General features: G+C 43.2%; 13 protein-coding genes and 1 pseudogene. 5 read left to right on the forward strand and 9 right to left on the reverse strand.

Features of this window, described 5'->3' with window-relative positions:
- Positions 1-12: 12 nt before the first annotated feature.
- The 4 genes and pseudogenes from PR766_RS10430 to PR766_RS10445 form a co-directional block, all read right to left on the reverse strand.
- On the reverse strand, positions 13-825 hold the full coding sequence (locus tag PR766_RS10430) for a carbohydrate ABC transporter permease (RefSeq protein WP_006663041.1): 813 nt from the start codon (positions 823-825) through the stop codon (positions 13-15).
- Positions 826-827: 2 nt separating this feature from the next.
- A complete protein-coding gene (locus PR766_RS10435; RefSeq protein WP_154635997.1) occupies positions 828-1,691 on the reverse strand; it encodes a carbohydrate ABC transporter permease in 864 nt (287 codons plus the stop codon).
- A 48-nt stretch (positions 1,692-1,739) separates the two neighbouring features.
- A pseudogene (locus tag PR766_RS10440) lies at positions 1,740-2,663 on the reverse strand (extracellular solute-binding protein); the annotation flags it as partial.
- 36 nt (positions 2,664-2,699) lie between these two features.
- The gene (locus PR766_RS10445) at positions 2,700-2,957 is read right to left on the reverse strand and encodes a hypothetical protein (protein WP_230086760.1); all 258 of its coding nucleotides are present in this window, start codon (positions 2,955-2,957) and stop codon (positions 2,700-2,702) included.
- A 235-nt stretch (positions 2,958-3,192) separates the two neighbouring features.
- Here PR766_RS10445 and PR766_RS10450 point away from each other — a divergent pair, with 235 nt between their 5' ends.
- Positions 3,193-3,891, forward strand: coding sequence for a helix-turn-helix transcriptional regulator (locus tag PR766_RS10450; protein WP_006659570.1), 699 nt, complete (start codon positions 3,193-3,195; stop codon positions 3,889-3,891).
- Positions 3,892-3,941: 50 nt separating this feature from the next.
- A complete protein-coding gene (locus tag PR766_RS10455; protein WP_036966515.1) occupies positions 3,942-4,541 on the forward strand; it encodes a glutathione S-transferase family protein in 600 nt (199 codons plus the stop codon).
- An 8-nt stretch (positions 4,542-4,549) separates the two neighbouring features.
- On the opposite strand, the gene PR766_RS10460 is transcribed toward PR766_RS10455, so the two are convergent.
- The 4 genes from PR766_RS10460 to PR766_RS10475 all read right to left on the reverse strand — a co-directional run bounded on the left by PR766_RS10460 (position 4,550) and on the right by PR766_RS10475 (position 9,141).
- On the reverse strand, positions 4,550-5,689 hold the full coding sequence (locus tag PR766_RS10460; RefSeq protein ID WP_154635996.1) for a terpene synthase family protein: 1,140 nt from the start codon (positions 5,687-5,689) through the stop codon (positions 4,550-4,552).
- Between the two features lie 12 nt (positions 5,690-5,701).
- Entirely contained in the window at positions 5,702-6,661 is a 960-nt protein-coding gene (locus PR766_RS10465; RefSeq protein ID WP_154635995.1) for an SAM-dependent methyltransferase, read from the reverse strand.
- Between the two features lie 167 nt (positions 6,662-6,828).
- The gene (gorA, locus tag PR766_RS10470) at positions 6,829-8,181 is read right to left on the reverse strand and encodes a glutathione-disulfide reductase (RefSeq protein ID WP_006663047.1); all 1,353 of its coding nucleotides are present in this window, start codon (positions 8,179-8,181) and stop codon (positions 6,829-6,831) included.
- A gap of 117 nt (positions 8,182-8,298) precedes the next feature.
- Positions 8,299-9,141, reverse strand: coding sequence for a 23S rRNA (adenine(2030)-N(6))-methyltransferase RlmJ (locus PR766_RS10475; protein ID WP_006663048.1), 843 nt, complete (start codon positions 9,139-9,141; stop codon positions 8,299-8,301).
- A gap of 230 nt (positions 9,142-9,371) precedes the next feature.
- Here PR766_RS10475 and PR766_RS10480 point away from each other — a divergent pair, with 230 nt between their 5' ends.
- Positions 9,372-9,773: a DUF1090 domain-containing protein gene (locus PR766_RS10480; RefSeq protein ID WP_006663049.1), complete on the forward strand. Its 402-nt coding sequence runs from the start codon at positions 9,372-9,374 to the stop codon at positions 9,771-9,773.
- Positions 9,774-9,948: 175 nt separating this feature from the next.
- Positions 9,949-10,941 (forward strand): inner membrane protein YhjD, encoded by a 993-nt coding sequence (gene yhjD, locus PR766_RS10485; RefSeq protein ID WP_154601665.1) that lies wholly within the window; start codon positions 9,949-9,951, stop codon positions 10,939-10,941.
- Between the two features lie 44 nt (positions 10,942-10,985).
- Here the strand turns inward: yhjD and PR766_RS10490 are convergent, their stop codons facing one another.
- Positions 10,986-12,044 carry an NAD(P)H-dependent flavin oxidoreductase gene (locus tag PR766_RS10490; RefSeq protein ID WP_154635994.1) on the reverse strand — a complete coding sequence of 353 codons (1,059 nt, stop codon included), beginning with the start codon at positions 12,042-12,044 and terminating at the stop codon, positions 10,986-10,988.
- A gap of 245 nt (positions 12,045-12,289) precedes the next feature.
- Here PR766_RS10490 and PR766_RS10495 point away from each other — a divergent pair, with 245 nt between their 5' ends.
- Complete coding sequence (locus tag PR766_RS10495) at positions 12,290-13,282, forward strand: serine hydrolase domain-containing protein (RefSeq protein WP_036959680.1); 993 nt, start codon at positions 12,290-12,292, stop codon at positions 13,280-13,282.
- The last annotated feature ends 23 nt before the right edge of the window (positions 13,283-13,305 follow it).

Raw genomic sequence — 13,305 nt, forward strand, 5'->3', positions numbered from 1 at the left:
GATAAGTGCCTATTATTTCAATCCCATCGAGAAACCACGTAGTAAATAACGCTGCATATAGCCCGCAAGTGCCAGCATTGGCAGTGAAGAAACAATCCCTATCGCCATCATTTCACCCCATGCAGTGCCGTCTTCTGTCATAAAATTAGAAATAAACAGTGGGAGGGTGAATTTGTCCGGCGTATGAATAAATAACAGTGAAAACAAGAACTCATTCCAGCCTAGGATCATGGAGAAAATTGCTGTTGCCACTAGCCCCGGTGCACAGAGAGGAAAAACAATATAGCCCAAACGGCGTAATAGATTTGCGCCATCCATCGCGCCCGCTTCTTCAATTTCTAACGGAATATCGCGGATAAATCCAAGCAGCATCCAAATACAAAACGGCAAGGTATACACCTGATAAGACAAAATCAGTCCGATACGCGTGTTAAGTAACCCAACGTGATTCATCAGAGAATAAAGCGGAATAGCAATTACAATGGGCGGCATCATTTTGATAATTAAAACACCCAGTAAAAACACGTTATCGAGCTTTGCGGGAAAGCGATAACGCACTAAGGCGTAAGCACAAAAAAAAGCGAGTATCACAGAGAGTGCGGTAGCCCCTACAGAAATTAAAACGGTGTTACCAATTAACCTCAGCAAATCCCCTTCAAATAAGGATTTAAATGCCGAGAAACTCGGCTGGCTAGGTAATAGCTTAGCCCCCGATTGCAAAATTTCAGAGGGTGATTTAAACGCTGTGCCAAACATCCAAATAATGGGTAGCGTCATACTAAAAACGGCAATCCAAACAATTAACGTATGTATTTTTGCTTTCATAATCAGCGCCCTTTCATGACGTTACGGGCATAAATCAACGTCATCAGTAATGAAATCGCCAGCATCACTAATGCCGCCGCGCTCGCCATGCCTAAATCGAAGAATCGAAAACCGTATTTATAGACAAACATCGATAATGTCTCGGTGGAGTTGCCTGGCCCCCCACCTGTCATCACATACACTTTGTCGAATAACTTAAATGTATCGATAGAACGCAGTAAAAACGCCAACATCAGCTGTTTTTTGATTAACGGGAGCGTGATGTAAATAAAGGATTTCCAACCTTTTGCACCATCCACCATCGCCGCTTCGCCAATATCTTTAGGAATGGACTGTAAACCCGCCAAAATGATCAGAAATGCCATCGGTGTCCATTGCCATGTATCAACTAATGCAATGGCATACAGGGCTAAATTCGGATTGAATAACCACTCTTGGGGGTGTAGTCCAATAGCCACCAGCAAACTATTTAAAAAACCAAAATCATAGTTATACCAAGAGCGCCAAATCGATGAACACACCAGTGTGGAGAGCATCATTGGGTAGATAATGATAGGTAAAGCAAATTTTCGCCCAGCAAATTGACGGTTAAACAGCAGTGCTAGCCACAGTCCTAAGAGAACCTGGGCGATGGACGCTACTAGCGTAAAAATGAACGTATTTTTGATGGCAGCCAGAAAGAAAAAGTCATCGAACAATTCAGCAAAGTTTGACCAGCCAATAAAGTGATAACTATCATCGATATAATCTACCTGCCCAAATGCGTGATACAGCACGGATACGATGGGATACAGCGTCAATAATCCCAGCATAATAAGTGCGGGGAAAAGTAGCCAAAACAGCTGTTTACGATTTTCAAATAACATACTCAGCATTCCATAAAGGCGCTAGAAGCTAGCGCCATGAAAACATCACTATTTTTTGGTGCTACGTTCAATACGTTTTTGTGCTTGTTCCAAAGCTTGATCTGCGGTCATTTGCCCCATCATCGCCATTTGTAAAAAGTCCCCAAGAATACTTTCCACTTCTGCCCAATTTTGAATACGTGGGCGCGCTTTACCGGCCTCTAATGCGGCGGCTTGTTGTGGGTACCAACGGTATTGATTTACGACTTGGGGGTCTGCATACACACTATGACGGGTAGGTGGCGTACCAAAATTTAGCGCTAAAGCTTTTTGCATCGCTGCACTGCTAGCAAATGCGAGGAATTGCTCGGCTTCTGCTTTGTTTTTCGCATCCGCCGGAATGGCTAACTGCCAAATACCTAACATTGGTGCTGACTGCCCTGTTTCTGCGGGAGGTGCCATCATTTCCATTTTACCCACCACATTTGATACCTTGGCATTATCAAGATCAGGCACCCATGCTGGCCACACTTCGATTGCCATCGCCGCTGTGCCTTTTTGTAACGCATCACGCACTTCATCGGCGTTATACACATCGACACCTTTCGGTGCATATTGCTTCATCGCCAAGAACGTTTCTAACGCTTGTTTGGCTTGTGGAGTATTTAAGGTTGGTTTACCGTTAGCATCAACAACATCGCCACCATATCCCCACAGAATTGGTAAAAATCCCGTCACGATCGGGTTACCTTTCACACCACGATAAACCACGCCATTGGCTTTGCCATCTTGGCTAATGGTTTTCGCTGAGTTCAACACATCCGTCCATGTTTTCGGTTGCTGAAGTTTATACTGGTCGAAGAGGTCTTTATTCCAAGCGAACATCGCCACGTTACCTACCATTGGTAACGCATAGGTCGCCCCTTGACCATCTTGGCGACCAATATCCACGGTGGATTGAATAAAGTCTTTATCGTGTAATGCATCAGGAAGCGGAGATAACCACTTATTAGCAAGGAACTCAGGTGCTCATGTGTCGTCCATTAAAATCACATCATAGTTGCCCGTCTTTTCGCGCATGGAGAGCACGACGCTTTCGTATAACCCTTTACTTGGACGCTTCACTAGCGTGATTTCTGCTTTTGGATTATTTTTTTTATATTCATCGACAACAAACTGCATCGCATCACCGTAACTACTGTCTCGACCGGCAATAACTAATTCTGCGGCGCTAGCGCCAAATGTTGAGGCGATCAGAGCTGATGCCAATAATGTGCGCTTAATCATTTGCTTCTCCTAGTGTTTGGTTTTGCAGTACGAATTTTTGTTAAGTGATTTTTTTTGCACGCGTGTTCAAATTGCCATGGCAGGCTACGGCGGGGAGATGACAGTGAGATGAATAAGAAGTGAAGGTTTTATGGAGTATAGGTTTTATGGCGTGTAGTGAAGACGATTAGCATTACATTGCTACTTTCTTTAGTATGATGACAATAACTTGCATAACATCCTAATTGAGAGCTGAATGACTCGCACCCAACGCCTACTCACGCTGATCCAGATCCTGAAAGAGAATCGCTATCCGGTTACCGCAGACGCCCTTGCCTGTCAGTTAGAAGTGAGTGTTCGTTCCATTTATCGTGATATTGAATCGCTACGCGACCAAGGGGCTGAAATTACTGGTGAAGCTGGCATCGGTTATCAGTTAAAAAGCGGATTATTACTGCCACCATTGATGTTCGATGAAAATGAATTGGAAGCGCTGATTTTAGGGTTACGCTGGGTAAAAAGTAACGCTGATACAGAACTCAAAAATTCAGCGCTACGCACGCTCAATAAAATTAATGCCATGGTGGGTAAAGAGGCGCAGATCATCCTAAACAGTAATACTTTATTTGCCCCGACAACTCAACTTAATGAAGTTGACGAGCATGTGGCTAAAAATTTGCGCTTGAGTTTACGGGAAGAGCGCAAAGCCAAAATAGCGTATATGGATATTAAAGGGCAACCCAGTGAACGGATTATTTGGCCGATTGCGGTGGGCTATATGAAAGATACCCAAGTGTTAGCCGCGTGGTGCGAGCTGCGCCAAAGCTATCGCCATTTCCGCTTAGATAGAATGCAATCTTACACCGTGTTAAGCGAGACACTTCCCTACCCGAAAGGCTATTTACTCACCCGTTGGCAACAAGAAGTCTTGTGTGTCACTCCTGACAATTTCTGACACTGCTCTCGCCTATAGTGAGTGCTCTACTTCATTTAAGGAAAATCACGATGAGCGAGCTAGTTCTATTTACCAATGCAATGTCCCGCGGCAATACCGCTGAATTACTCTTAAAAATGATGGACGTTCCCTATAAGCGCATTGAATTAGCTTATGGTGCAGAGATGCACACCAAGGAATACCTTGCCATTAATCCGATGGCAAAAGTACCCGCATTAGTTGATGGAGATGTCATTGTTACTGAATGTGCGGCGATTTGTCTTTATTTAGCCGATAAATTTATTGAAAAAGGCTTTGCTCCAGCACTCAATAGCCCTGAGCGTGGTGCTTATTACCGCTGGTTTTTATTCACCGCAGGTCCGATTGAATCTGCGTTTACCGTCCTTGATTTAGGCGTGGAATTAACAGAAGAACAGCAAAAATCGTCAGGCTTTGGCAGCGTTGAACGCACTTTAGCAACACTAGATGTCTGCCTTGCCAGTGCCAAGCCCTATATTTGCGGTGAAACATTGATGGCAGTTGACGTATATGTGGGCTGCTTTGTGATGTTTTTAACTAAATATTGCAACTATACCGCCACCCCTGCGATGCAAAAATATATGGATAACTTAGCAACACACCCAGAGATTGCTGCGCTGCTGGCGATGTAGTACGTTCTCTACGCATCCCTTGAAAACATGTCGAATGAATTCAAGGGATCGTAATGCCACCACCAACGAACCGCATCAAAATCAATCGGCTGAGTTGCATTAAATTGTGACTCTGGAAGTTGCTCCGTCAAACGCCCTCCCTCAAACACACTCTCCCCGCCCTGACCGCTGATAGATTTATAGCGTCGTGTGTTTTGTGACCAGACTGTCGCGCCCATATAGTAGCGAATCAACGTTTCAATATATTCGCAGACACCCGCAGGGGCTTCTTTTTCAATATCTTTTTTCAAACGCAAAATCAGCCCAAGTAGCCGATCACGCATCTCTAAATATTCCTGAATTGCCTCATCGAGCCCATATTGACGCTCACGCATCAGCACACGAATTAAATTATGTTCTTTATCCGTCGCACCACGTACAGATTCTTTGATATAAGCGTGAGGCTCCGCTTCCCATACCATTAAGTTGGCTAGCGCTTCAAATAACACGCGAACTTTACGATTTTCATAGTCACTCTGAGCAATATCCACATTTGCAATAATGTGCCCTAATGTCGGAAAAGCAAGTGCGCCACCTCCCGTTAAACGGATCGTCATATAATCATTCAATGAAGGGGCTGGGTTCACGGCTTTCCACATTTCTGCCATCATATACACCCGCATATACTCCACAAACCTCGCGGTTTGTTCTGCCGTTGCGTATTTATCTAAGCGAATACGTAGGTCGCGCGCAGCAAGCGCGTATCGATCATTAGATAGCTTGTATTCCGGCACCTCAAATTGTCGCCAAATCTCTGCTGAATATTGAATCAGCTTTTCAGGTTGATGTGCGACTTCCCCCTCATCGCAGTATTCATCGTCGTAAGCAATTGACCACATACAAAAATCAATGCCGATTTGCAGTAGCTCATCACTGCCGACCGGGAACATTAACGAACCAAACCATGCACAATGACAGTTTGCCAGCCGCGCTCGTTGGGTGTCATCAGCGTATAACTCAAAGTGGTCAGCATAGTCCCGAGTGACTTTTTCAAATGGGTGATGGTCATACTCATCAAGTTGAATATAAGGTGTGGGATTGTTGGGATAAAAGCTAGGATGAATAGCGGGTAAAAATGGGTGAGGTAGAGAAGGAAGTTGTAATGGCATGCAATGACCTCTTTATTTTTTCTCGACAATGATGCTGTAAGTGGAAACTTTGTTTTTTAACAGTGCGACAGAGAAGTTTTCGGCTAAAACCCGTAGCTCTTCTAAAGCCCCATCGACACCTTCAGGGAAATGGCGTTCAATATTGGCTTTGGATTCCATTAACCAACGGGCGACATCAATATTTGACGGTAGCACCCGAAAATCGTTAATAACGAATCCGCTATGTTCAATAACTTGCCGAACATACTTGGGAGTTTTGCGGTATTTGCAAGCTAATCGGTCAACTTCATCGGGGGTATCTGACTGATATTCATCCAATTCTATATTGTATAAATTATCTGAAATGATGATTTTTCCACCCTTACGCAATCTTGGATATAGCGCAGAAAATACTTTTTCGAAAACATCGTTGGTGAAATGGGAAATTACGCCGCGAATAATCGCTAAGTCATAATATTTTTCTTCATCGGATAATAATGAGAGGTCATGAGCTTGGCATAAATACAGATTGATTCGCTTACGAAGCCGCTCGTCACTATAGAGTTGATCGCAATAATCAAGCTGTTGGGCGCTAATATTAATGCCATCTAGGGTGGCACATTCCGTAAAGTATTCGGCTAAATATTTCAGCGTATATCCCCAGCCACACCCTAGATCCAGAATTCGTCCCACCGCTGGTCTGTTGGATCCCGTAACACCCGCTAGAAAAAGCTGCTGATTGAGATGTCGTAATCCTGATTTATCTAACGATGACAAGAGCCTACCATCGAGATAGTTTTCATTGGAAATGAAAGGACCATCATAAACACCAAATTGGAACAGCAATAATTCGCCAATCGCTTTTTTCCATTTTTCGGGGTCTTCACTGTAAGTTAAAGCGACTTTATCGCCATATTCATCATGTTGAACGCTGTGAATTACATGGTATTTTGCACCACATTGTGGCACACCATCAGAAAGCAACGGATCCATATCTACTCCACAAAAAATAAATGATGGAGGGAAGATAATAGGAAGCATGCCCAATTAATAATGTAAAAATTAATAGGGGCTGATAAGAACCTTTCGGGGGAATTAAAAAGTAAAAAGGCCAGATATTATCTGACCTTCTTTTTTATGACTTATTTACACGCAAATGCTTAACGCATTGTCACGAACTCTTCTGCACCGGTTGGATGGATTGCGACGGTATTGTCGAAATCTTTCTTGGTTGCGCCCATTTTTAGTGCAACCGCGAAGCCTTGCAGAATCTCATCCATACCAAAACCAATTCCATGAATACCAACAATTTTTTCATCTTCACCCACACATACCAGCTTCATGCGACATGGTTGGCGATGAGAAGTGACTGCGGTATACATCGCGGTAAATGAAGATTTATAGCATTTCACGGCATCTGAGCCATATTTTTCAATCGCTTCTGGCTCAGTTAAACCCACAGTACCAATTGGTGGATGGCTGAATACAACCGTAGGTATGTTGGAATAATCTAAATGCTCATCTGGTTTGTTGTTAAATAAACGCTCAGATAAACGACGACCCGCAGCAACCGCAACAGGCGTTAATTCAACAGCACCCGTGTTATCACCGACAGCATAAACACCCGCTACATTGGTATTTTGGTACTTATCGACCTTGATATACCCTTTCGCGTTCAGTTCAACACCCGCCGCTTCAATATTCAGGTTATCCGTCATTGGCTCACGACCGATTGCCCAAATCAACGCATCAACGGTTTGCTCATGACCATTTTCTAATTTAAGTGTCAGTGAACCATCTGCATTTTTTACCACTTCTTTCGGAATGGATTCAGTATGCAGTGTTGGACCTTCGGTGTTCATCACTTCCACTAGCGTTTCAACGATGAGTGGGTCAAAAGCACGTAGAGGCGCATGTTTACGAACAAACAGGTGTGCTTCGCTACCTAAACCATTCAATACACCTGCCAGTTCAACCGCAATATAGCCAGCACCGACAACAGCAACGCGTTTTGGTAACGCTTCCAATTCAAAGAAGCCATCGGAAGTCATGCCATATTCTGCACCGGGGATCGCGGGGATCACTGGGCGTCCACCTGTTGCGATCAGAATATGATCCGCAGTGTAGATTTCACCATTGACTTCAACAGTATGCGCATCAACGAAACGGGCAAAACCTTTAATTACGTCAACTTTATTATTACCCAGCACGCGGTCATAAGATTGATGAATACGGTCGATATAAGCAGTACGACTTTCAATTAATTTCTTCCAATTGAAATCATTGATGGTGGTGTCAAAACCATAGTCTGGACCATATGCACGAATCGCTTCGGAAATTTGCGCTGCATGCCACATCACTTTTTTCGGTACACAACCGACGTTAACACAAGTGCCGCCTAACTCTTTGCCTTCAATTAGGGCGCACTTTTGTCCGTACATCGCGGCACGGTTCATTGACGCAATACCGCCGCTACCGCCGCCAATTGCAATATAGTCGTAATGTTTGCTCATAACTTGGTTATTCCCATTTGTTGAATTACGAATACGTTAATATTCTCTTATTATGCTATGTAAACATAAACATTTAAGATAGCTATTGCCTGTTACTGCAATAGCCAGAGTCTATTGTTACTCAGGTACAATCCACTCAACTAATGTATGTCCAGTACCTTCTGGCACCAGTGTTTTATGTAACCACGGCAGGACATTTTTCATCTGCTGCTCAAGTTTCCAAGGCGGGTTAATCACAATCATGCCCGATGCGGTCATTCCGCGCTGGTCACTATCAGGGCGCACGGCTAATTCAATTTGCAGAATTTTACGGATCCCCGTTGCTTCTAATTGATGAACCATACGCTTAATTTGCTGGCGTAGTACCACTGGGTACCAAATCGCATAAGTGCCAGTTGCGAAACGTTTATAACCTTCCATAACGGCTTTTACGACGGCTTCGTAATCTGATTTCATCTCATAAGGTGGGTCCATCAGCATAAAACCACGACGACTTTGAGGTGGTAATTTTGATTTTAATTGTTGGTAACCATCTTCACGAGCCACTTGCGCGCGGCTGTCACGAGAAAACTCAGTACGCAGTAATGGGTAATCACTAGAGTGTAACTCGGTTAAAACCAGTTTATCGTCTTCACGCAGTAAATATTTCGCTAATAATGGCGAACCCGGATAATAACGTAAGCGCCCATTTTCGTTTAAACGACGCACAATGTTCATATACGGGAGAAGTTCCTCAGGTAAATCTGGTTGCTCCCAAATACGTGCAATCCCTTCGAGATACTCCCCTGTTTTTTCTGCATGTTCGCTGGTTAATTGGTAGCGACCCGCACCGGAATGCGTATCCAGATACAGAAATGGTTTCTCTTTTTCTTTAAGAGATTCAATAATCAGACTTTGCACCGTATGTTTGAGAACATCCGCATGGTTGCCTGCGTGAAAGCTGTGACGATAACTTAACATGTCGCGTTTATTTCCTGAGGAATTCAGCGGTCACCATTGTGAACGCTGTTAAATAGAGTCTGTAAAGAAGGTCTGTTGAATGAAAAATAGACCGAATAATTTCTTTCGCGCCATTATAGCTAAAATTTGATGGGATTGTCATAGTGACAAAACATGACAAAATTACACATGACCTTTCTTTGCCGAAAAGTTATCCTAAGCAAAATTTAAAACCATAACAAGGAAAACCAATGAAACGAGTATTCATAATATCCTCCATTTTAACCTTATTTTTAGTGAATAACTCTGCAATGGCTGGAAATTCATCACAGGGTTGTGAAATTAAAAAACAGAAGATTGAAACTCAGCTCAAATATGCGAAAGAGCATGGTAATACATATCGCATCAATGGGCTTGAACGTGCTCTCGACAATGTGACTCGCTACTGCACATCCGATTCACTCTATCGTGATAGCCAGGAGAAAATCGCTGAGAAACAAGAAAAAGTCGCTGAACGCGAAGCTGAGTTACAAGAATCTATCCAAAAAGGTGATCCTGAAAAAATCGCTAAACATAAGCGTAAAGTGGCTGAAGCCAAAGCTGAATTGAAAGAAGCCCAAGATCTTGCGGATATCTACAAAGACACGCTTTAATAGAAAAATAAATATAATCAAATAGTTATATTTTATTTTTCACCTCACCCCATGCCTAATTTAGGATAAATAACGGCATGGGGTGAAATTACCAACAAACATAGGCTATAGTATAAAATAATATAGAATGGTGAATTATAAGCATATTTTGATTAAGCAGTGAAAAGGGGAACGCATGTCAGACATGCAAGATGAGCAACAAAAAGAGACCAACAAATTAAAATCCACTCTAAACAAAAGCCTAGATGGTAGTAAAAAAGCCCTAACGTTCTCAATGAGAGTGGTCGATTTTGTTTGTGCAATTCCATTTATTGCGCATTTAATCCGCACTGCCCAACGTTTTACCGATAGAATGGGCAACCAGTTTGGTGCCGCAATTACCTATTTCTCGTTTTTATCCCTGATCCCTGTACTAATGTTTAGCTTCGCTGCGGCGGGTTTCGTGTTAGCCAGTAATCCTGAATTACTTGAGAAGCTCATTCGTGGTATTTCCGCAAATATCACTGATCCGACGTTAGCCAATACGCTTGAGCAAACTATCGACACAGCAATCCGCCAGCGTACCACCGTGGGATTAACTGGTTTAGCCTTAGCCGTTTACTCTGGGGTTAACTGGGTAAATAACTTACGTTTGGCGATTTTGGCACAATCTCGAACAGTATGGGAGCGTAACGAAGCAGAACAAGAAAATATCATTTTCCGTTATGTTCGTGACTTTTTTGCCCTCATTGGCTTACTTATTGCGCTTATTGTCACCATTACCCTAACGTCTGTCGCAGGTTCTGCGCAAGCGACGATTGTTAGCACCCTTGGATTAGACAGCATCGAGTGGCTTAAGCCCGTTTGGACACTGATTGGCTTAGCGATCTCCATTACCGCCAACTTCTTATTATTTTTGTGGATTTTCTGGATATTACCGCGCATGCAACACCGACGCCGTTCACTGTTAAAAGGAACGTTGCTAGCTGCAATTGGTTTTGAAATTATCAAATCGATTATGACGTGGATTTTACCTACCTTAGCATCATCACCATCAGGAGCGGCTTTCGGTTCGGTGCTGGGATTAATGGCATTTTTCTATTTCTTTGCCCGATTAACGTTATTTTGTGCAGCTTGGATTGCCACCGATGAGCCAAAAGGCACAACCCAAGACGTACTCATGTCTTAACGTCAACAAAGGGGAATGAGCTGTTCACCATTCCCCTAACTCTCTTACACCATCTCTTTCACCAACGTTTCCATTAAATCTTTTGCGCTCATTTCACGCACTTTCGCCACATTTTGCCCTGCCCAATGAGCCGCATAATCATCACTACCATACTGGGTTGCTGCTGCATTAAGCTGCTTACCAACATCATAAGCAATGGGGTAATCGGGTAATTTACTCACATCATACTGCTGCCCTGTCTGCATAAACTCATTAAAAATGCCACGGGCAGGTCGACCGGATATTGCAGCCGTTAAATGGGTATTATCTGTGGTTTGACTCTTTAATTTACGACGATATCCATCGTTTGCCGCAGATTCAGGACACAACAAAAATGCAGTGCCTAATTGAGCCGCAGATGCGCCATGATTAAGTGCTTGTTTAATATCAGCACCATCCATAATTCCCCCTGTTGCAATAATTGGTAACTGGGTATGCTTGGCTAACAATGCCACCAGCTGATTAGTCGTGAGTTCCTCATCTTTGGCTTGTACATCAAACATACCACGATGCCCGCCCGCCTCAATTCCTTGAGCAACAATGGCATCAATACCTGCATCTTCGATTAATCGCGCTTCCTGCAAATTGGTCGCCGTCGCCATCGTGAAAATACCTTTTTCTTTCAAGGCGTTGATAATTTCACGAGACGGTACATTAAAATGAAAGCTCACTACCGCGGGTTGCATTTCTAAGAAGAGCTGTAGCATCGCAGGGTTATCCAAGAATGAAAGATAGATTTCATTCAATTGTTCCGGAGATTGGCGATTAAATTGTTGAAATTTTGGCTGTAAATGTGTCAGCCAAGCCTGCTCATTTTGACTATTACGCTGTGGTGTCGCATGGCAAAACACATTTACATTGAAGGGCTTATCCGTTAACGCTTGAGTCGCCGCTATCAATGTTCGAGCTTGCTCTACCGAACACGCACCTAAAGCAAGGGAGCCTAATCCGCCCGCTTCACAAACAGCAGCAACCAAAGCAGGCGTAGAAACCACTGCCATCGGTGCTTGAATAATCGGATAACGTAGATTGAGGCGATGCCGCAATACATTCGAGTTATTCATACTTTCCCTTTCCTTTTTATGCTTACGCGACAGATGAATGACATGTTAATAAATTGCATATAATATGTATCTTTATCATTCTATCCCAATATTTTCCCAATGAACCTAACTGTTTATCGGAATGTGATAGCGACCGCATTTCTCATGACTATCATAAAATTAGCGTATTAAACGCATTTTAAGCGTTTCTGTTATCGCCATAACATCACTAAGATACAGAGAGTCCATCCCTAAGGAAGCCGTCCATGCAAATCTCTCTGTTAGAAAATTTACCTTGTGGTGTTGTGGTGTATGTCCGTAATCACTCCCAAGACTGCGTTGGAACATTTTGCGCACGTGGAAGCGATCTTTCTGGAGAACCGTTAACAGTCGATACGCCTTTGCGTATTGCCAGTAATACGAAGCCGTTTACCGCTGCGGCGATTCTACGTCTCGCTGAGATGGGAAAATTGTTCGTTGATGATAGCATTTCTCACTATATCTCCCCCAAATACAATCAATTGCTCACGCCTAAATATGATACTGATGCTATTACTATCCGCCACTTACTCAGCCACAGTAGCGGATTATTAGATCATGCCAATGAAGAGTACCTCAAAGAGGTATTAAAGCGCCCAGACTATCAATGGACGCGAACAGAGCAAATTGAGTTATATGTTCAGCAAGATCATCCGTTTTTTCCGCCTTCTGAAATGTTTATCTACTCTGATACAGGCTATATTTTGCTTGGAAATATTATTGAACGCATAACAGGACAAACATTGGGAGAAGCCGTTCGAGAATTACTAAAATTTAATGTAATTGGCTTACAGTCCGCCTATTGGGAAACGTTTGAATACCCAAGCACAACTGTACCACGCGCGAAACAATACTTAGGTAAGCTCGATTGCTCCGATATGGATCCTTCCATGGATGTTTATGGCGGCGGAGGTTTAGTCATGTCATCAAAACAAATGGCGCAGTTCTTTGAAGCTTTGTTCTGCGGGAAAATATTTGATAAACCAGACACATTGAAAACCATGTTAAGTGCAGGAGACCATGAAGGAGCAAGTCATTATCGACTTGGGATTATGGCAAAAGAAATCAATGGGATGATGCTATATTCTCATTTAGGTTTTTGGGGTTCAGTCGCTTACTACTCACCGGCAACTCAAACAAGCATCGCGGGGTTTGTTGATCATCGAGATTCGCGAAATGTTTTGATTCAAGTGGTTGAATCCCTCTTAACCTCAGCGTAAAAAAAAGCCCTCATAGAGGGCTT

It is taken from the genome of Providencia sp. PROV208, assembly GCF_028479465.1.
Lineage (GTDB): Bacteria > Pseudomonadota > Gammaproteobacteria > Enterobacterales > Enterobacteriaceae > Providencia > Providencia alcalifaciens.

Coding starts and splice junctions, on each gene's coding strand:
- gorA (WP_006663047.1), bottom strand. CDS start 8,181: ATGAGCAAACATTACGACTATATTGCAATTGGCGGCGGTAGCGGCGGT.
- PR766_RS10435 (WP_154635997.1), bottom strand. CDS start 1,691: ATGTTATTTGAAAATCGTAAACAGCTGTTTTGGCTACTTTTCCCCGCA.
- PR766_RS10445 (WP_230086760.1), bottom strand. CDS start 2,957: ATGATTAAGCGCACATTATTGGCATCAGCTCTGATCGCCTCAACATTT.
- PR766_RS10465 (WP_154635995.1), bottom strand. CDS start 6,661: ATGGATCCGTTGCTTTCTGATGGTGTGCCACAATGTGGTGCAAAATAC.
- PR766_RS10490 (WP_154635994.1), bottom strand. CDS start 12,044: ATGAATAACTCGAATGTATTGCGGCATCGCCTCAATCTACGTTATCCG.
- PR766_RS10495 (WP_036959680.1), top strand. CDS start 12,290: ATGCAAATCTCTCTGTTAGAAAATTTACCTTGTGGTGTTGTGGTGTAT.
- PR766_RS10450 (WP_006659570.1), top strand. CDS start 3,193: ATGACTCGCACCCAACGCCTACTCACGCTGATCCAGATCCTGAAAGAG.
- yhjD (WP_154601665.1), top strand. CDS start 9,949: ATGTCAGACATGCAAGATGAGCAACAAAAAGAGACCAACAAATTAAAA.
- PR766_RS10455 (WP_036966515.1), top strand. CDS start 3,942: ATGAGCGAGCTAGTTCTATTTACCAATGCAATGTCCCGCGGCAATACC.
- PR766_RS10480 (WP_006663049.1), top strand. CDS start 9,372: ATGAAACGAGTATTCATAATATCCTCCATTTTAACCTTATTTTTAGTG.
- PR766_RS10475 (WP_006663048.1), bottom strand. CDS start 9,141: ATGTTAAGTTATCGTCACAGCTTTCACGCAGGCAACCATGCGGATGTT.
- PR766_RS10430 (WP_006663041.1), bottom strand. CDS start 825: ATGAAAGCAAAAATACATACGTTAATTGTTTGGATTGCCGTTTTTAGT.
- PR766_RS10460 (WP_154635996.1), bottom strand. CDS start 5,689: ATGCCATTACAACTTCCTTCTCTACCTCACCCATTTTTACCCGCTATT.